The following is an 18288-nucleotide window of genomic DNA, read 5'->3' as shown; positions in this document are numbered from 1 at the left end:
ACTATTACGACCAGATGTACATGATCTGGCTGAACATTTAGCTCCAGAACCTCACAATCCTTTATTCCGCAGAGAATGTAGATTGTCCTGTAAAGTTCCTTGCCCAACTTATCTTTCAGGATTCTGAAACGGTACTTAGGCGTCCAGACTATGTGGTATTTACAACGCCAATATACATGTGATGAACTCCTGTAAAGCCCCATGTCGGTTTGTCTCCTTTTACTTGTGGTGAGTAAGCAGAGATATTCCGGCATGGGCATTCTTCAGGCTATAGCCTTACAGGATCAATCACCACCTCCCCAGGAGGTGGTTTAGGGGTGACAATTAAAAAGGGCGCTTTTGCGCCCTTTTTTGTTGCCATTTTTACACCACTCCTCAGGGAAGTGGTGAGGGATCAGAACAGTTCGTGGGTCTCGCCGTTATCGATGATTGTCGTGCCCACTTCATGTACAGCTTGCTGCGTGGGCTGCGTACCTTCAATGAAATATTCCTGACGGCTACTGCCCCCGTTCGACAACTGCCCGGTACTGCGATCAATGTTCACCGTCACAATGCCAGGCGGTGGCGTTAACGGATCTTCCGCAACGCCATCCAGTACCGTTTTCATATAGGCATCCCAGGCTGGCTGGGCGCTTTTCGCACCGCCTTCATAGCCGGAAATTTGATCTTTGATCGCCCCGGAAGCGGTGGTACGCCCCAGATCGCGACGATGATCGTCAAAACCGATCCACACAGAGGTAACCACACCAGGACCGTAACCGGAGAACCAGGCATCTTTTGAGCTGTTGGTGGTGCCGGTCTTTCCGCCGATGTCAGTACGTTTGAGATCGCGACCCGCTCGCCAGCCGGTACCCTGCCAGCCGGGTTCGCCGAAGATGTTGCTGTTCAATGCGCTCTTAATCAAAAACGACAGCGGAGTGCTGATCACATGCGGCGCATACTCTTCGCCGCCGCTTCTCTGCACCAGAGCCTGATTCGCCTGTTCCAATTGCGGCATGGGCACGGAAGTATTCTGCTGCTCCTGCGAGATAGCTACATTTTCCATGTCCTTATTTTCCAGCACGTTTGACTTCGGCGTTTCACCGTAAATCACCGGGATATCGCAATTTGCGCAGGCCACTTTCGGGTGCGCTTCAAACAGCACATTACCCTGATCGTTTTCGATTTTGGCAATGTAATAAGGATCAATCAGGAAGCCGCCGTTGGCCATCACGGAATATCCTCTGGCAACCTGCATCGGCGTGAACGAAGCCGAACCGAGCGCCAGTGATTCTGTATGCACAATATTTTGCGCAGGGAAACCGAATCGCTGCAGGTACTCTGCTGCATAATCGACGCCCATTGCGCGCATGGCACGAACCATCACCACGTTTTTCGATTGCCCCAAACCCTGACGCAAACGGATTGGTCCGGCATATTCGTCAGGTGAGTTTTTGGGACGCCAGTCGGAACCTGCGCCGGCATCCCAACGGGAAATCGGGACGTCATTGAGGATGCTTGCCAGCGTCAGGCCTTTATCCATCGCTGCCGTGTAAAGGAACGGTTTGATGTTCGACCCTACCTGACGCAGTGCCTGGGTCGCACGGTTGAATTTGCTTTGGTTAAAGTCAAATCCCCCCACTAACGCCAGCACTGCGCCGTTATGCGGGTTAAGGGAAACCAGCGCCGAGTTCACATCCGGCACCTGCGCCAGCCACCAGGCGTTATCTACCTGACGCACCCAAATCTGCTGACCGGCCTGTACCGCATCGGTCACTTTACGCGGGGTTGCACCCTGCTGGGTATCTGAACGGTACGGGCGCGCCCAGCGCACACCTTCCATATGCAGCGACACGGAGGTGCCATCTGCCAGCATCGCGGTGGCTTCTTGCGGATTCGCGCTGGTGACAACAGCCGGAAAAAGTGGTCCGTATGTCGGCAGCGTTTTCAGCGAGTCGGTGATTTTTTTGCTGTTCCATGCTGCTTCACCCACTTTCCACAATACATTGGAGGGGCCGCGATAGCCGTGGCGCATATCGTAATCCATCACGTTATTGCGCACTGCATCCTGCGCACCCTGCTGCACTTTACGGGTGATGGTGGTGTAAACGCGATAGCCATCTTCGTAGGCTTTATCGCCGTACTGCGCCACCAGGTCCTGGCGTACCATTTCGGAAAGGTAGGGCGCGGAGAAGGCGATTTCCGGCGCGTGGTAATTGGCATCAATGGCCTCGCCGCGCGCCTGATCGTACTCTTCCTGGGTGATATAGCCTTCGCTCTGCATACGCGCCAGCACCACGTTGCGGCGGGCTGTTGCACGATCAAGCGAATAGAGCGGGTTAAACGTCGACGGTGCTTTAGGCAAACCGGCTATCACCGCCATTTCACTCAACGTCAGCTGATCGACAGATTTACCGAAATAGACCTGTGCCGCTGCGCCCACGCCATAGGCGCGGTAACCGAGGTAGATCTTATTGAGATAGAGCTCAAGGATCTCATCTTTATTCAACAGTTGCTCAATACGGATGGCCAGGAACACTTCTTTAATTTTACGCATCAGCGTGCGTTCCGGGCTCAGGAAGAAGTTACGCGCCAACTGCTGCGTGATGGTACTCGCCCCCTGTGACGCATGGCCGGAAAACAACGCCACGCTGGCGGCGCGGAAAATCCCGACCGGATCGACACCGTGGTGCTCATAAAAACGGCTGTCTTCTGTCGCGATAAATGCCTTCACCAGTTCCGGTGGCATCTGACTGAGGGATAACGGGATACGGCGCTTTTCGCCGTACTGCGCGATCAATTCGCCATCGGCGCTGTACACCTGCATTGGAATCTGTAGCCGCACATCTCTGAGCGTCGCAACGTCAGGTAGCTGTGGCTCAATATATTTGTACAGACCGTAGATCGAGCCTGCTCCCAGCAGAATGCAACATACTGCAAGGATGAATAAATACTTTACGAACTTCACTGGAGATTTCCCATTTAGTGTCATTTGGGCAGTTTATAAACAACCGCGCGGTAGTATAAAGGCAAGCCTGATGCATTGATATAGCGTCATCCAGAGAGACGATAAGGAGATCGTAATTTATGGCATTCAGGCAATGGAAGATTGGTCTGCATATTCAACAAGATGGCATCTTCAGCGTCGCCATCGCCGCTGGCCGGCGCGGGCAGACGCTACGCCGTTGGTGGCATTTACCGCTGCCTCACGGCGTGATTGTGCAAGGGCGCATTAAATCCCCCGAACAGCTTTTGACTGTACTGCGCCCCTGGCGTCACGCGCTTCCGCAGCGGCACTGCGTACGTATGGCATTTCCAGCCGGGCAAACGTTGCAAAGAAAGTTGCCGCGACTGGCTATCTCACTGCGCGAACGGGAATTGTCCGGCTGGGTTTCGCATTCCGTTGCGCGGGAACTGGAAATGGTGGAAAGCGATCTCTGCTTCGACTTCACTGAAGACGAACCCGGAAATGTCTATGGCGTGACCGCCGCGCAAAATAAAGACGTCGCGGCATTACTGAGCCTGGGGCAGTCGCTCTCGTTGAATCTTTCCTTTATTACGCCCGATGCGGCCGCGCTACAACCGCTTTTACCCTGGCTTACTCCTCCCGTTCGCTGCCTCGCCTGGCGTGATGAACGACAATGGCTGTGGGCCACAAAAGAGAGCTGGGGGCGACGGGGTCTGGAAGAGGCTGACAGTGTCGCGCAATTGGCCACGCTGCTTGGGCTGACCACTGGCGAAATCGCGCTTTGCGGCGAGGCGGAAGGCGAATTCGATTGTTGGTCAGTTATTCCGTGGCGCCAGCCTCCGCTGCCCAAAGCCGGGGCCAGCTATGCCGTTGCGCTCGGGCTGGCGCTTGCCGGGAGGTGCTGATGTCGCAATTGGTCAACTTTTTACCCTGGCGACGGCGCAGGCGGCAGCGCATTGCGCGGCTATGGGCGGTAACCTTCACAAGCACGGTATTCCTGTTGGTCGCTGGCAGTATAGTCTGGCGCGTGAGTGTTGCTGCCGATCTTCGACAGGCGTCAATCTGGCGACAATCGGACGAAAACGTCCTGGCGGCGCTGGTCGCCGGAGAGAAGCCGCTGCTGCTCAGGCAACAACGATGGCAGCAGGCGCAAGCACGGGCGCAGCGGAGACAGCAGACCCGGGACTGGCAGCCAATGCTCTCTGCGCTGGCGGAAAATCTGCCGCAGGAAGCCTGGTTGACGCAGCTTCGCTGGCAGCAGGGGCGTTTGGAACTGTCGGGTCTGGCGAGAGTATTTGCCGCATTAAACGACCTTGAAACGATGCTGCGGGCTATCCCGGGGTTCCATCTACAGCCCTCGGGGACAATGGTGCGCGATGCACAAGGGCGATGGCAATTTCATTACCAATTGAGTAAGGAGCCTCTTCGTGCCCCTTAACGCTGATTTTTGGTTTGATTTGACGCCACGCTTGCGCTTTGCTTGCTGGCTTACTGGGGCCTGTTGCGGGCTAATGCTGGCGTGGTGGCTGGCGGTTTCCCCTTTAAAAGACAGGCAAGTGCAACTGCTCATTCAGCAGGAGACGCATGAAAGTGCGCTGCGTGCGCAGTGGCGTAAAGTACGCGATATCACGCCTCCGCAGCAAAGCGCTACCGAGGTCGCATCGTCTCCGTTTACTCCGCTGGATTTTCATACCCACGAACAACAGTTGGTCCGTTGGCAGCCTGCGCAAAATGGTGGGGAAATGGTGCTGCAAACACAGTGGTCGCGGGTTACCGGGACGTTCCTGATGTTGGCGCAGCGCGACATGCGGGTTCCGTCTTTCTCGCTGGTGACTGAGGGAAATGGGCTGCGCTTTACATTGGGGCTGGAGCATGATCATGACCGCTAAACGCCTGCTCTGCGCCGGAGGGCTTTGTTTGCTGCTTAGCGGAATGCGCGATCCCTTTCAGCCTCCTCGGGATACCTGCCTTGCGGGGCAGCTTGCAAGCTGGCGTGTTCATGGGGTGGTAGCGGGGGAGGAAAGCATCGGCATTTTACGTGATGACGGCGGGCGATGGCGCCGGGTCGTCGAGGGAGACAGGCTGCCAACCGGCTGGCGTGTTATTGCTGTCGACGAACATGGCATACGAATAGCCTTGGGAGAACACTGTGTGCCAGCAGAATGGCGCTGGAAACGAGAAGGAGATCAGGATGAAAAAATGGATAGTCAGCGCCGCGTGCTTCAGTTTGCCGATCGTCTGCGCACAAACACCGAATCCGGTGACGCTGACGGTGGATGACGCGCCCGTCGCGCAAGTGCTGCAGGCGCTGGTCGCACTGGAAAATCAAAATTTGGTGATCCCACCGGACGTTAACGGCACGTTGTCATTGCATCTGGTGGATGTTCCCTGGCGGCAGGCGCTGCAAACTGTCGCCGCCAGTGCTGGACTCACGTTGAGCCAACAAGGGAATATTTGGCTGGCGCACACAGCGGCGCGGCAACAGCAACAGCAGGCGGAACGGGAGGCAGCGCAGGCAAAGCGTAAACAGAATGCCCCTGTCCTGAGCCGCAGCGTGGTGTTGCGCTATGCTGATGCCGGAGAGCTGGCAAAGGCCGGGGGAGCGATGCTGAGCCCGCAAGGGACAATCACAGTGGATACGCGCCTTAACCGTTTATTGGTGCGTGATAATAAAGAAGGGGTGGCGGCGCTGGAAAAATGGGTGACGCAAATGGACTTGCCGGTTGAGCAGGTTGAACTGGCGGCGCATATCGTCACCATTAATGAAAAAAGCCTGCGCGAGCTGGGGGTGAAGTGGGGGTTAGCACAGGCGGAATCGACGGCACGTGGGCAGGTTGGCGCGCTGTCTGCCGATTTGTCTGTACCGGCGGCTTCGACCCGGGTGGGATTTAATATTGGCAGTATTAACGCCCGTTTGCTGGAGCTTGAACTGTCCGCGCTTGAACAAAAGCAGCAACTGGAGATCATTGCCAGTCCAAGGCTTCTGGCATCACATCGCCAGCCCGCCAGCATTAAGCAAGGTAGTGAAATCCCTTATCAGGTCTCCAGCGGCGAAAGCGGACGGACGTCAGTGGAATTTAAGGAGGCGGTGCTGGGTATGGACGTCACGCCCACGGTATTGCCTGATAAGCGTGTGCGCTTAAAGCTGCGCATTAGTCAGAATATGCCAGGCCAGATCCTGCAACAGGCCGGTGGTGAAACGATGGCGATTGATAAACAGGAAATTGAAACGCAGGTAGAGGTGAAAAGCGGTGATACGCTGGCGCTGGGCGGCATTTTCTCGCAAAAGCAGACCGCTGGCGAAAGCCGGATTCCCGGAGTCGGCACCATCCCAGGGTTCGGGCGGTTGTTTCGCCACGATGCAAAGGATAATGAACGACGCGAGTTGGTGGTGTTTATTACACCGCGACTGGCATCGGTACATTAATCCCACCGTTACCCCCCTTTTTCTACGGAACTTAGTTCAGGTGTTTGACGTGAGGGATGATTTAGCTTACAAGGAGTACCGATTTGAGCGTCAGTGGTCTCCGTCGCGCCTGAACAGGTATCCGCGCCCGACTGGTAATTTAATGTGTTGCCAAACAAGCCGGAGTACTGAGATAATTTTCGATCTGACTCTCGCACTATCGCATATGAGGTTTCAGTTCATGTCCTGCTACGCCAGGTGTCTGCGCAGCGGGTTTATCATCAACGAATAGTCTTAGTAGTACCAAAAAAATGGCAGAGAAACGCAATATCTTTCTGGTTGGGCCTATGGGTGCCGGCAAAAGCACTATTGGGCGCCAGTTAGCTCAACAACTCAATATGGAATTTTACGATTCTGATCAAGAGATTGAGAAACGCACCGGAGCTGATGTGGGCTGGGTCTTCGACGTTGAAGGTGAAGAAGGTTTCCGCGATCGCGAAGAAAAAATCATCAATGAGCTGACGGAAAAACAGGGCATTGTACTGGCAACCGGCGGCGGTTCTGTGAAATCTCGCGAAACCCGTAATCGTCTCTCCGCCCGTGGCGTAGTGGTCTATCTGGAAACCACTATCGAAAAGCAATTGGCTCGCACGCAACGTGACAAAAAACGCCCACTTCTGCAAGTGGACGCACCGCCGCGCGAAGTGCTGGAAGCGCTGGCCAACGAACGTAATCCGCTGTACGAAGAGATTGCGGACGTGACCATTCGTACCGACGATCAGAGCGCTAAAGTGGTCGCAAACCAGATTATTCATATGCTGGAAGGCAACTAATTCTGGCTTAATACAAGGCCTGCGGGTTTAAGCAACTAAGGTGGATGTCGCGTCATGGAGAGGATTACCGTCACTCTCGGGGAACGTAGTTACCCTATCACCATTGCGGCTGGTTTGTTTAACGATCCAGCTTCCTTCGCGCCGCTGAAGTCTGGTGATCAGGTTATGCTGGTCACCAACGAAACACTGGCTCCGCTCTATCTTGATAACGTTCGCCGTGTGCTTGAGCAGGCTGGGGTGAAGGTCGACAGTGTTATTTTGCCGGACGGCGAGCAATACAAAAGTCTGGCAGTAATGGATACGGTCTTCACCGCACTGTTGCAAAAACCTCATGGGCGCGACACCACGCTGATCGCGCTTGGCGGCGGGGTGATTGGTGATTTAACCGGCTTCGCGGCGGCAAGCTACCAGCGGGGCGTGCGTTTTATTCAGGTTCCGACCACGCTCCTCTCCCAGGTTGACTCCTCCGTTGGCGGTAAAACGGCGGTGAACCATCCCCTCGGTAAAAACATGATCGGTGCGTTCTATCAACCTGCATGTGTGGTGGTGGATCTCGATTGTCTGGATACCCTTCCTGCCCGCGAATTGTCCTCCGGTCTCGCAGAAGTGATCAAATACGGCATTATTCTTGATGGCGCGTTCTTTGAATGGCTTGAAGAGAATATGGACGCGTTATTGCGTCTTGATGGCCAGGCGATGGCGTACTGTATTCGTCGCTGTTGTGAACTGAAAGCAGAAGTCGTGGCTGCCGATGAGCGTGAAACGGGCCTACGTGCTTTGCTAAATCTCGGTCATACCTTCGGTCATGCCATCGAAGCGGAAATGGGCTACGGCAACTGGTTGCATGGCGAAGCCGTTGCGGCTGGCATGGTGATGGCGGCACGTACATCAGAGCGCCTGGGGCAGTTCAGCAAGGCCGATACACAGCGTATTATCGCCCTGCTTGAACGCGCAGGATTGCCGGTGCACGGTCCTCGTGACATGTCTGCACAGGCCTACTTGCCGCATATGATGCGCGATAAAAAAGTGTTGGCGGGGGAGATGCGCCTGGTGCTCCCGTTGGCCATAGGGAAGAGTGAAGTGCGCGGCGGAGTGCCGCACGACGTAGTTCTGGCCGCTATTGCTGATTGCCAGCAAGCGTAACTAATTAGAAAGGTCTGGTCACGGGTAAGCCGTGACGTTTAACTTCGGGCGCTATGCAGGTCGTAGCATGCGCCTTTGAGTGGGGTGTTAAATGGATGAATTCAAACCAGAAGACGAGCTGAAACCCGATCCCAGCGATCGTCGTGCTGGTCGTTCTCGTCAATCTTCCGATCGCGTCGATGAGCCGCAGATTAACTTTGATGATGTTGATCTTGATACCGATGATCGTCGTCCTTCCCGTACCCGCCGGGCACGTGAAGAAGAGGGTTATGACGAGGATGAAGGCGCTCTGGACGAGGAGCGTGAAGAACGTCGTCCACGTAAGCGTAAAACGGCCGCTGCTGCAAGGCCTGCCTCCCGTCAGTACATGATGATGGGTGTGGGTATTCTGGTGCTGTTGCTGCTGATTATCGGCATCGGCTCTGCGCTGAAGTCTCCAGCGCCCTCCACGACCGAACAAGCCCCGACAGAGAAGAATATCGATCTCTCGGCAAATAATGGCAATGCGAGTGCGCCAGGCGCTGCCGAGCAGACTAACGGTGCTCAGCCAGCGCCAGGTGCTGCTTCTGCACCGCAGACTGCGGGTAACCCATCGCAGGATGTCTCTTTGCCGCCAATCTCATCAACCCCGTCGCAAGGCCAGACGTCAACTGCCCCTGAAGGTCAGCAGCGTGTCGAAGTGCAGGGCGATCTGAACAGCGCGCTGTCGCAGCCGCAAAATCTGTCGCAGATTGACAGCGCCGTAAACTCCACGCTGCCAACCGAACCGGCAACGGTTGCGCCGGTGCGTAATGGCAATGCCGCTGCCCGCCAACAGTCAACGGCAGAAAACCATACGGCTGCCTCGCGTCCTGAGCGCAAGCAAATGGTAATTGAGCCGAAACCGCAGGCGAAAGCTCCGGCGGTAACGGCAGAATCAAAACCGGTTGCTCAGCCGCCGAAACGCACTGAAACCGTGACAACTGCGCCGGTGAAAGCGCCGTCAGCAACGCCAGTTCAGCCGAAACCGGCAGCGACGGCTGCTGCGCCGGTTGTTACAGCGCCAGCGGCGAGCGCTGCGCCAGCCGCAAGCGGTGCAGCATCGACCGGTAATGTCGCTGCACTGAAAGCAGCGCCAGGTAGCCACTATACGTTGCAGTTGAGCAGTTCTTCGAACTCCACCAACCTGAATGCGTGGGCGAAGAAAGAAAATCTGAAAAACTTCGTTGTTTATCAGACCACGCGTAATGGTCAGCCGTGGTATGTGCTGGTGAGCGGTGTGTATGCCTCAAAAGATGATGCAAAACGCGCGGTTGCTGCACTGCCAGCAGATGTCCAGGCGAAGAACCCATGGGCGAAACCACTGCATCAGGTTCAGGCCGATCTGAAGTAATGTTTAAAGCGCAGATGCTGTCGGAGCTTTCTCCACAGCCGGAGAGAGTATAAGCAATCAGTCAGCATGAAAAAAAATCGCGCTTTTTTGAAATGGGCGGGGGGGAAGTACCCCCTGCTGGACGATATCGAAAGGCATCTGCCACAAGGCGAATGCCTTATCGAGCCGTTCGTCGGCGCGGGGTCGGTGTTCCTCAACACGTCGTTCTCTCGCTATATCCTCGCTGATATCAACAGCGATTTGATTAGCCTCTACAACATTGTTAAAGACCGTGCTGATGAGTATGTGCATCATGCGCGGGAACTGTTCACGCCAGAAACCAATCAGTCTGTGGTTTACTATCCGCTGCGCGATGAGTTTAATGCCTGCCAGGATGCGTTCCGACGAGCAGTGCTGTTTTTGTATCTCAACCGTCATGGCTACAATGGTCTTTGCCGTTATAACCTGCGTGGCGAATTTAACGTGCCGTTCGGACGTTATAAAAAACCCTATTTCCCGGAAGCAGAGTTGTATCACTTTGCAGAAAAAGCGCAGAATGCCTTCTTTTACTGCGAATCTTACGCCGACAGCATGGCGCGCGCCGACGAGAACTCCGTAGTGTATTGCGATCCTCCCTATGCGCCGCTCTCCGCTACCGCTAATTTTACGGCGTATCACACAAACAGTTTCAATCTGGAGCAGCAGGCGCATCTGGCGGCGATTGCCGAAAGCCTGGTGCAGAACCGGATCCCGGTATTAATTTCCAACCACGATACAGCGCTCACGCGCGAGTGGTACCGTCAGGCAAAATTGCATGTGGTGAAAGTGCGACGCAGTATTAGCAGTAACGGCGGCACGCGTAAAAAGGTGGATGAATTGCTGGCGCTTTACCGACCGGCAACCCGGTAACCTGCTTTCACCGCGCCGCCAGCCTGCCGACTTATCAATTTTCAAGGAGATGCGGATGAAACAGTATTTAATTGCCCCTTCGATTCTGTCGGCTGATTTTGCCCGTCTGGGTGAAGACACCGCCAATGCACTGTCTGCCGGGGCGGATGTCGTTCATTTCGACGTGATGGATAATCACTACGTCCCGAACCTGACGATTGGTCCGATGGTGCTGAAAGCGCTGCGCAACTATGGCATAACCGCGCCAATTGACGTGCATTTGATGGTGAAACCGGTCGATCGTCTGGTTCCTGACTTTGCCGCCGCTGGCGCAAGCATTATTACCTTTCATCCTGAAGCGTCTGAGCACGTTGACCGCACGTTGCAGCTTATTAAAGAACATGGCTGTAAAGCCGGGCTGGTGTTTAACCCGGCCACGCCGCTGAGCTACCTTGATTATGTGATGGATAAGCTGGATGTGATTTTGCTGATGTCCGTTAACCCGGGCTTTGGCGGTCAGTCTTTTATTCCGCACACGCTGGACAAATTGCGTGAAGTCCGCCGTCGCATTGACGCGTCCGGATTTGATATTCGTCTGGAAGTCGACGGCGGTGTGAAGGTGAACAATATTGGCGAAATTGCCGCCGCGGGGGCGGACATGTTCGTCGCGGGGTCGGCGATTTTCGACCAACCGGATTACAAAAAAGTTATTGATGAAATGCGTAGCGAACTGGCAAAGGTAAGTCATGAGTAAAATGCAGTCAATTCGGGGTATTGCTTTTGATTTGGATGGCACGCTGGTAGACAGCGCACCGGGTCTGACCGCCGCCGTAGACAGCGCATTATACGCGCTGGAGTTGCCGCAGGCCGGAGAGGCACGCGTGGTGACCTGGATTGGTAACGGCGCCGATGTACTGATGGAGCGCGCGTTTAACTGGTCACGCCAGGAGCGTGCTATCCAGCGCGCTGCACAAGGTAAACCGGATGTTGATACCGGCGATGTGCCGCAGGAAGAACAGGTTCGTATGCTGCGAAAACTGTTTAACCGTTACTACGAAGAGACGGTGGAAGAGGGCAGTTTTCTGTTCCCGGATGTCGCAGATACGCTGGAGGCGTTACAGGCTAAAGGTTTGCCTCTGGCGCTGGTTACCAACAAGCCGACGCCGTTTGTCGCACCGTTACTGGAAGCACTCGGTATTGCACAGTACTTCACCTTTGTGGTGGGTGGCGACGACGTCGTGAACAAAAAGCCGCATCCGGAACCGTTGCTTCTGGTATGTAAAAAGCTCAATATTCAGACTCATGAGTTGCTTTTCGTCGGCGACTCGCGTAATGACATTCTCGCCGCTCAGGCGGCAGGCAGCACCTCTGTAGGGCTGACTTACGGTTACAACTACGGCGAAGACATCACCTTAAGCAAACCAGACTTCGTGTTTGAAAGCTTAAAAGATTTACTGCCCGCACTCGGGCTCCCGCACAGTGAAAATCAGGAAACGAAAAATGACTAAGCCCATCGTTTTTAGCGGCGCACAGCCCTCCGGTGAATTAACCATTGGCAACTATATGGGTGCGCTGCGTCAGTGGGTGAACATGCAGGATGACTATCACTGTATCTACTGCATCGTTGACCAGCATGCCATCACCGTGCGCCAGGATCCGCAGGCGCTGCGCAAGGCCACGCTGGATACTCTCGCACTCTACCTGGCCTGTGGTATCGATCCGCAGAAGAGCACCATTTTCGTTCAGTCCCACGTTCCTGAGCATGCCCAGTTGGGCTGGGCGCTGAACTGCTACACCTATTTCGGCGAACTGAGCCGTATGACTCAGTTCAAAGATAAATCTGCACGCTATGCAGAAAACATTAACGCCGGTCTGTTTGACTATCCGGTACTGATGGCGGCGGACATTCTGTTGTATCAGACGAACCAGGTGCCAGTGGGTGAAGATCAGAAACAGCATCTGGAACTGAGCCGCGATATTGCACAGCGTTTTAACGCCATTTATGGCGATATCTTTAAGGTACCGGAGCCGTTTATTCCGAAATCTGGCGCGCGTGTGATGTCGCTGCTGGAGCCGACCAAAAAGATGTCCAAGTCGGACGATAACCGCAACAACGTTATTGGCCTGCTGGAAGATCCAAAATCAGTCGTGAAGAAAATCAAACGTGCGGTCACCGACTCCGATGAGCCGCCGGTAGTGCGTTACGACATTGCCAACAAAGCGGGTGTCTCTAACTTGCTGGATATTCTCTCTGCGGTGACGGGCCAGAGTATTCCTGAGCTGGAACAACACTTCGAAGGCAAAATGTACGGTCACCTTAAGGGTGAAGTCGCGGATGCGGTATCCGGCATGCTGACCGAGTTGCAGGAGCGTTACCACCGTTATCGCAATGACGAAGCTTTCTTGCAGCAGGTGATGAAAGACGGAGCGGAGAAAGCCAGTGCCCGTGCATCTGAAACGCTGAAAAAAGTCTACGAAGCGATTGGTTTTGTGGCAAAACCGTAATCGCGGACGAAATAAAAGGGCAGGTTTAACCTGCCCTTTTTTCTGTCTTTAAAACCACTTCAGCTTATCGCGTAGCGCCACCACGCGGCCAACAATGATCAGCGCCGGGCTTTCTACCTGCAGTGCCAGCTCACCGAGTTGCGACAAACGTCCGTTGACCACACGCTGTTGTACCGAGGTGCCGTTTTCCACCACTGCCACCGGCATATCTTCCTGCATGCCATGTGCAATCAGCTGTGCCTGAATAGTGGCAGCCTGATTGAGGCCCATATAGAACACCAGTGTCTGCTTTTCTGCCGCCAGATTGGCCCAGTCCAGCTCTCCCCCGGTTTTCAAATGCCCGGTAACCAGCCTGACGCTTTGCGCATAATCGCGGTGGGTTAACGGAATGCCGGAATAGGCGGAACACCCCGAGGCTGCCGTAATGCCTGGTACAACCGAGAAAGGAATGCCCGCATGGCACAGGGTTTCCAGCTCTTCACCGCCGCGCCCGAAGATAAACGGATCGCCGCCTTTCAGTCGCACGACGCGTTTACCATTTTGCGCCTCGCGCAGCAGGATCTGGTTGATCTCCGCCTGCGGTACGCAGTGGTAACCTGCACGCTTACCGACAAACACACGATCGGCATCGCGGCGCACCAGTTTCATAATGTCGTCGGAGACCAGTCGATCATATACCACCACATCCGCCTGCTGGATTTGCTGCAAACCTTTCAGGGTCAGCAACCCGGCATCACCAGGGCCAGCACCCACCAGTACCACTTCGCCACGGCTATCCAGCGGCTCCGCTAGCAGTTGCTCAGTGATGTTATTGACGGCTGGCATGTCCTGGTTAGCCAGCGATTGCGCGAGTCTGTCGTTAACGAACAATTTTTCCCAGAAACGGCGGCGTTCGCTAACGGTGGCAAAATGTTGCTTCACCCGGCTGCGTAGCTTTCCGGCGAACCGCGCCACCTGCCCGAGATGTTGTGGCAGCAACGACTCCAGTTTCTCACGCAGCAAACGTGCCAGCACCGGCGACGTACCACCGGAGGAAACGGCCACCATCAGCGGCGAGCGGTCGATAATTGACGGCATAATAAAGCTCGCCTGCATGGGGGCATCCACCACGTTACAGAAAATGCGGCGGGCTTCTGCGGCATCGCTGACGCGTTGATTCACCGCCTCATTGTCGGTGGCGGCAATGGCCAACCAGCACGCATCCAGTAGCGTTTCGGTGAATTCTCCTTCCACCAACGTCAGCATGCCTTCCTCTGCCCAGACGGTGAACTGGGGAACAAAAGAGAGAGCATTGACGGTAAGTCGTGCACCCGCGTCCATTAACAGCCGGGCTTTACGTTCGGCAACATCACCGCCGCCGACAAGCAGGCAGTGGCGATCGCGTAGCTGGCAAAAAATTGGTAAGTGATCCACGACATTACCCCGATAAATTAGTTATCTGCTATTGGCTGGCTTTTCACGGTATTGACCGCAGATGGGCGCTCTGATTTTGGCGTAGCATACCAGTAACCCAGCCCCATAAATACGGCGCCGGAGAAAGTATTGCCCAGCGTTACCCACAGCAGGTTATGGCCAATGCCAGAGAGGGTATATGCATCGCTATGATGACCAAACCAGGAGAGCGCAAACAGGGTCATATTGGCAACGGAGTGCTCGTAGCCGGAAGCAATAAATGCCAGCAGACACCACCAGATAGCGATAAATTTTGCCGCCCCTTCGGTGCGGATCGCCATCCAGATCGCCAGGCAGACCAGCCAGTTGCACAGCGCGCCTTTAAAGAACAGCACCGAGGCGGGCGCGTTGGTTTTTGCCAGCGCAACGGTGTGCAAAATAGAGGTATCCACCGGTAGCAGGCCGCCGCCGCCCCAGCTGTACAGCAGTGCAACAAAAACGGAACCCAGCAGGTTACCCAGCCAGGTTTGCGGCAAAATGGTCCACATCTGAGTGTGGCTAATGCTGCCTGCTTTAACGCCCAACGTCAGAAACATGGTGTGGCCGGTAAACAGTTCAGAGCCAGCGATGATCACCAGCGTTAATGCAAGACCAAACGTTGCCCCCATTACCAGCGGGCGGACCGAGGGATCGAGCAGATTGCCGAGTGTGAAAATCAAAATAATGGCAAGCCCAACGTAAGCGCCTGCCATCGCGGAACTCACCCAAAAACCCAGTGGATTTAGTGAAGCGAGGCGTGCAATGCGCGCAGCGTTAGCCGCGCACTTATTAATTGTGTCGGTAAACATCGTGTTGATTATCCAAAGTTAAAAAGAAAAGTTTAAAAATCAAAAAGTAACGGCGGGAGCATTGCACCCCCGCCGGGGTATCACGCTTTAATCTGTACAGCACCGTCTTTAACGCGCGCTTCAAAATGCGCGACAGAGCGGTTTTCATCTTCCATGCACAGCCCGTCACGCAGGCGGAAACGCTGTTTTTTCAACGGGCTGGCAACCCACAGCTCGCCCTGATGCTCCGCAATCAGCCCACGAGACAGCACGCTGGACTGGAAGAACGGATCGATATTGCTGATGGCGTAAATCTGGTCGTCGTGGCGCGGGCGAAAAATCGCCACTTGCTGATCGTTCACCAGGGCGCAAACGCCGGTGGCTGGCAAAATGTCGTCGATTTTGCAGATGGTGTTCCACTGACTCATGCGTTTTCCTCCACTAACGTTACCGGGATGCGTTCATACGGGGTCGCCGGACGATGCTGCTGGCGCTCTGGCACGACCTGCACGTTCGGGTCGCGACGATCGCTGTTAATAAAGTGTTTGAAGCGTGTCTGCGCGGCTGGCGTATTCACGGTTTCGGTCCATTCACAGATCACCGCGTCGCGCAGGCGAGTCATTTCTGCTTCGAGTTGAGCATCAAAGCCGAGCTTGTCATCAATAATCACGCTTTTCAGGTAGTCGATGCCGCCTTCCATGCTCTCCAGCCAGGACGCGGTACGTGTCAGTTTGTCCGCGGTGCGGATGTAGAACATCATAAAGCGGTCGAGATAGTGCAACAGCGTGTCATGGTCGAGGTCCGCCGCCAGCAAATCAGCGTGACGCGGTTTCATGCCGCCGTTACCGCAGACATACAGGTTCCAGCCTTTCTCAGTGGCGATAATCCCCACATCTTTGCCCTGCGCTTCCGCACATTCACGGGTGCAGCCAGAAACGCCGAATTTCATTTTGTGTGGCGTACGAATGCCTTTGTAGCGGTTTTCCAGCTCAACGCCGAGCCCGACGCTATCGCCGACGCCATAGCGACACCAGGTCGAGCCGACGCAGGTTTTCGCCATGCGTAACGCTTTGGCATAGGCGTGACCGGTTTCGAAACCAGCATCGATCAACTGACGCCAGATTTCCGGCAGGTCATCTTTTTGCGCGCCAAACAGACCAATACGCTGTGACCCGGTGATTTTGGTGTAAAGATTAAATTCGCGAGCGATACGACCGACTTCCATCAGACCCTCCGGCGTGATTTCACCACCGGCGGAACGCGGGATCACCGAATAGGTGCCGTCTTTCTGGATGTTGGCAAGAAAGTTATCGTTGGTATCCTGCAACGGCGTATGTTGCGGTTTCAGGATGTACTCATTCCAGCAGGATGCCAGCAGTGAGCCAACGGTCGGTTTACACACTTCGCAACCGTAACCTTTACCGTATTTCGCCAACAGTTCGTCGAAGGATTTGATCCCTTCTACGCGAATCAGGTGATACAGCTCCTGGCGAGAATAGGCGAAGTGTTCGCACAGATTGTTGGTGATTTCGATGCCTTGTTTCGCCAGTTCTGCATTCAGGACCTGCGTCACCAGAGGGATACAACCGCCGCAGCCGGTACCGGCTTTGGTTTCGGCTTTCAGCGCCGCAACCGTATGGCACCCTTTGTTAATGGCGGCAATCAGGTCGCCTTTGGTCACATCGAAGCAGGAGCAAATTTGCGCGCTATCCGGCAGCTTATCGACACCGATAGAGGGTTTGCCGCTGCTGGCATGCGCCGGCAGGATCAGCGCGTCCGGGTTTTCCGGTAGCTCAATGGCGTTCAGCACCAGTTGCAGCAGGTTGCCGAAGTCGCTGGTGTCGCCCACCAATACCGCACCGAGCAGGGTTTTATTATCCGGGCTGACAATCAGGCGTTTGTAGACTTCTTTGCTTTCATCAAGATAAACGTAGCTACGTGCGCCCGGTGTACGGCCATGCGCATCGCCAATGCCGCCAACGTCAACGCCGAGCAGTTTCAGCTTGGCGCTGAGATCCGCGCCTTCAAACGCATTTTGCTTGCCAAGAATATGATCCACGGCGACCTGCGCCATTTTGTAACCCGGCGCGACCAGACCGTAAACGCGATTGCTCCAGCTTGCGCATTCGCCGATGGCGTAGATATCCGGATCGGAGGTTTGGCAGGTGTCGTTAATGACAATACCGCCGCGTTGCGCGATCTCCAGACCGCATTGCGTGGCCAGCTTATCGCGCGGGCGAATACCGGTAGAGAAGACGATAAAGTCAACTTCCAGCGCGCTGCCATCGGCAAAGTGCATCGTTTTACGCGCTTCCGTGCCTTGCTGGACAATCTCTTTGGTGTTTTTGCTGGTGTGCACACGCACGCCCATACTTTCGATTTTGCGTTTAAGCTGCTCGCCGCCCATCTGGTCGAGCTGCTCTGCCATGAGCATGGGTGCAAATTCAATAACGTGCGTTTCGACGCCCAGGTTTTTCAGTGCGCCTGCGGCTTCCAGACCGAGCAGGCCGCCGCCTACCACTGCACCGCGGCGGCTACGACGTGCGCACGACTCAATGGCGTTCAAATCTTCAATAGTACGGTAGACGAAACAGTCCTGCGTTTCGGAACCTTTAATCGGTGGGATCCACGGATACGAACCTGTAGCCATGATCAGTTTGTCGTACCAGACGGTGCGCCCGGCGCTGGAATGAATCACCTTTTCCTGACGGTTAATGGTGATAGCGCGTTCACCGACCAACACTTTAACGCCATGTTTCTCATAAAAACCTTCACGTACCAGTGACAGCTCTTCAGCCGTGTGGTGAGAGAAGTAGGACGAGAGATGGACGCGGTCGTAGGCTTTACGCGGTTCTTCACAGAAAACGGTAATGTCGAATTCGGACGCGTCGGCTTTATCGAGGAGGTCCTCAATGAAGCGGTGGCCGACCATGCCGTTACCGATAATAGCGAGTTTGACTTTGCTCATTTTTGCCTCGATTTCTTTTCTATTACTG

18 protein-coding genes are annotated in these 18288 nt (G+C 55.0%); 12 read left to right on the top strand and 6 right to left on the bottom strand.

Going from position 1 to position 18288, the window contains the following annotated elements; genetic code table 11:
• Positions 1-203, bottom strand: a 203-nt coding sequence (tnpA, locus tag GA0061071_RS22295; protein WP_139109691.1) for an IS200/IS605 family transposase, incomplete at its 3' end; no start/stop codon positions are given.
• Positions 204-394: 191 nt separating this feature from the next.
• On the bottom strand, positions 395-2947 hold the full coding sequence (gene mrcA / locus GA0061071_RS22290) for a peptidoglycan glycosyltransferase/peptidoglycan DD-transpeptidase MrcA (RefSeq protein WP_167352678.1): 2553 nt from the start codon (positions 2945-2947) through the stop codon (positions 395-397).
• Between the two features lie 119 nt (positions 2948-3066).
• Between mrcA and GA0061071_RS22285 the strand changes: the two genes are divergently transcribed.
• From GA0061071_RS22285 to trpS, 12 genes are all read left to right on the top strand, one after another.
• The gene (locus tag GA0061071_RS22285) at positions 3067-3852 is read left to right on the top strand and encodes a type IV pilus biogenesis protein PilM (protein WP_088236870.1); all 786 of its coding nucleotides are present in this window, start codon (positions 3067-3069) and stop codon (positions 3850-3852) included.
• Positions 3852-4385, top strand: a complete 534-nt coding sequence (locus tag GA0061071_RS22280) for a PilN domain-containing protein (protein ID WP_088236869.1) — start codon at positions 3852-3854, stop codon at positions 4383-4385. Before GA0061071_RS22285 ends, GA0061071_RS22280 begins: the two co-directional genes overlap by 1 nt.
• A complete protein-coding gene (locus GA0061071_RS22275; RefSeq protein WP_134319032.1) occupies positions 4375-4836 on the top strand; it encodes a HofO family protein in 462 nt (153 codons plus the stop codon). Before GA0061071_RS22280 ends, GA0061071_RS22275 begins: the two co-directional genes overlap by 11 nt.
• Entirely contained in the window at positions 4826-5227 is a 402-nt protein-coding gene (locus GA0061071_RS22270; protein WP_071889837.1) for a HofP DNA utilization family protein, read from the top strand. The genes GA0061071_RS22275 and GA0061071_RS22270 overlap by 11 nt, the downstream gene beginning before the upstream one ends.
• Positions 5139-6374 (top strand): DNA uptake porin HofQ, encoded by a 1236-nt coding sequence (gene hofQ, locus GA0061071_RS22265; protein WP_061492875.1) that lies wholly within the window; start codon positions 5139-5141, stop codon positions 6372-6374. Before GA0061071_RS22270 ends, hofQ begins: the two co-directional genes overlap by 89 nt.
• Positions 6375-6664: 290 nt before the next feature.
• Positions 6665-7186: a shikimate kinase AroK gene (gene aroK, locus GA0061071_RS22255; RefSeq protein ID WP_061492876.1), complete on the top strand. Its 522-nt coding sequence runs from the start codon at positions 6665-6667 to the stop codon at positions 7184-7186.
• A 54-nt stretch (positions 7187-7240) separates the two neighbouring features.
• The gene (aroB, locus tag GA0061071_RS22250; protein WP_061492877.1) at positions 7241-8329 is read left to right on the top strand and encodes a 3-dehydroquinate synthase; all 1089 of its coding nucleotides are present in this window, start codon (positions 7241-7243) and stop codon (positions 8327-8329) included.
• Between the two features lie 91 nt (positions 8330-8420).
• Positions 8421-9701 carry a cell division protein DamX gene (gene damX, locus GA0061071_RS22245; protein ID WP_088236868.1) on the top strand — a complete coding sequence of 427 codons (1281 nt, stop codon included), beginning with the start codon at positions 8421-8423 and terminating at the stop codon, positions 9699-9701.
• 66 nt (positions 9702-9767) lie between these two features.
• The gene (gene dam, locus GA0061071_RS22240; RefSeq protein ID WP_061492879.1) at positions 9768-10589 is read left to right on the top strand and encodes an adenine-specific DNA-methyltransferase; all 822 of its coding nucleotides are present in this window, start codon (positions 9768-9770) and stop codon (positions 10587-10589) included.
• Between the two features lie 55 nt (positions 10590-10644).
• The gene (rpe, locus tag GA0061071_RS22235; protein ID WP_088236867.1) at positions 10645-11322 is read left to right on the top strand and encodes a ribulose-phosphate 3-epimerase; all 678 of its coding nucleotides are present in this window, start codon (positions 10645-10647) and stop codon (positions 11320-11322) included.
• A complete protein-coding gene (gph, locus tag GA0061071_RS22230) occupies positions 11315-12076 on the top strand; it encodes a phosphoglycolate phosphatase (protein ID WP_088236866.1) in 762 nt (253 codons plus the stop codon). Before rpe ends, gph begins: the two co-directional genes overlap by 8 nt.
• Entirely contained in the window at positions 12069-13073 is a 1005-nt protein-coding gene (gene trpS / locus GA0061071_RS22225; RefSeq protein WP_061492882.1) for a tryptophan--tRNA ligase, read from the top strand. Before gph ends, trpS begins: the two co-directional genes overlap by 8 nt.
• Before the next feature lie 48 nt (positions 13074-13121).
• On the opposite strand, the gene cysG is transcribed toward trpS, so the two are convergent.
• From cysG to nirB, 4 genes are all read right to left on the bottom strand, one after another.
• Positions 13122-14486 (bottom strand): siroheme synthase CysG, encoded by a 1365-nt coding sequence (gene cysG, locus GA0061071_RS22220; RefSeq protein ID WP_088236865.1) that lies wholly within the window; start codon positions 14484-14486, stop codon positions 13122-13124.
• Between the two features lie 17 nt (positions 14487-14503).
• On the bottom strand, positions 14504-15313 hold the full coding sequence (gene nirC, locus GA0061071_RS22215) for a nitrite transporter NirC (RefSeq protein WP_088236864.1): 810 nt from the start codon (positions 15311-15313) through the stop codon (positions 14504-14506).
• 80 nt (positions 15314-15393) lie between these two features.
• Complete coding sequence (gene nirD, locus GA0061071_RS22210) at positions 15394-15720, bottom strand: nitrite reductase small subunit NirD (protein WP_088236863.1); 327 nt, start codon at positions 15718-15720, stop codon at positions 15394-15396.
• Positions 15717-18260, bottom strand: a complete 2544-nt coding sequence (gene nirB, locus GA0061071_RS22205; protein ID WP_061492886.1) for a nitrite reductase large subunit NirB — start codon at positions 18258-18260, stop codon at positions 15717-15719. Before nirB ends, nirD begins: the two co-directional genes overlap by 4 nt.
• Positions 18261-18288 lie beyond the last annotated feature (28 nt).

It is taken from the genome of Kosakonia oryzendophytica (genome assembly GCF_900094925.1).
Lineage (GTDB): Bacteria > Pseudomonadota > Gammaproteobacteria > Enterobacterales > Enterobacteriaceae > Kosakonia > Kosakonia oryzendophytica.
This window is presented reverse-complemented; position numbering and strand designations above follow the sequence as displayed.

Excerpts from the sequence above, each read along its gene's own strand:
- nirC (WP_088236864.1), bottom strand. The coding sequence starts at position 15,313 with ATGTTTACCGACACAATTAATAAGTGCGCGGCTAACGCTGCGCGCATT.
- gph (WP_088236866.1), top strand. The coding sequence starts at position 11,315 with ATGAGTAAAATGCAGTCAATTCGGGGTATTGCTTTTGATTTGGATGGC.
- hofQ (WP_061492875.1), top strand. The coding sequence starts at position 5,139 with ATGAAAAAATGGATAGTCAGCGCCGCGTGCTTCAGTTTGCCGATCGTC.
- nirD (WP_088236863.1), bottom strand. The coding sequence starts at position 15,720 with ATGAGTCAGTGGAACACCATCTGCAAAATCGACGACATTTTGCCAGCC.
- GA0061071_RS22280 (WP_088236869.1), top strand. The coding sequence starts at position 3,852 with ATGTCGCAATTGGTCAACTTTTTACCCTGGCGACGGCGCAGGCGGCAG.
- dam (WP_061492879.1), top strand. The coding sequence starts at position 9,768 with ATGAAAAAAAATCGCGCTTTTTTGAAATGGGCGGGGGGGAAGTACCCC.
- rpe (WP_088236867.1), top strand. The coding sequence starts at position 10,645 with ATGAAACAGTATTTAATTGCCCCTTCGATTCTGTCGGCTGATTTTGCC.
- trpS (WP_061492882.1), top strand. The coding sequence starts at position 12,069 with ATGACTAAGCCCATCGTTTTTAGCGGCGCACAGCCCTCCGGTGAATTA.
- GA0061071_RS22270 (WP_071889837.1), top strand. The coding sequence starts at position 4,826 with ATGACCGCTAAACGCCTGCTCTGCGCCGGAGGGCTTTGTTTGCTGCTT.
- nirB (WP_061492886.1), bottom strand. The coding sequence starts at position 18,260 with ATGAGCAAAGTCAAACTCGCTATTATCGGTAACGGCATGGTCGGCCAC.
- aroB (WP_061492877.1), top strand. The coding sequence starts at position 7,241 with ATGGAGAGGATTACCGTCACTCTCGGGGAACGTAGTTACCCTATCACC.
- aroK (WP_061492876.1), top strand. The coding sequence starts at position 6,665 with ATGGCAGAGAAACGCAATATCTTTCTGGTTGGGCCTATGGGTGCCGGC.
- damX (WP_088236868.1), top strand. The coding sequence starts at position 8,421 with ATGGATGAATTCAAACCAGAAGACGAGCTGAAACCCGATCCCAGCGAT.
- GA0061071_RS22285 (WP_088236870.1), top strand. The coding sequence starts at position 3,067 with ATGGCATTCAGGCAATGGAAGATTGGTCTGCATATTCAACAAGATGGC.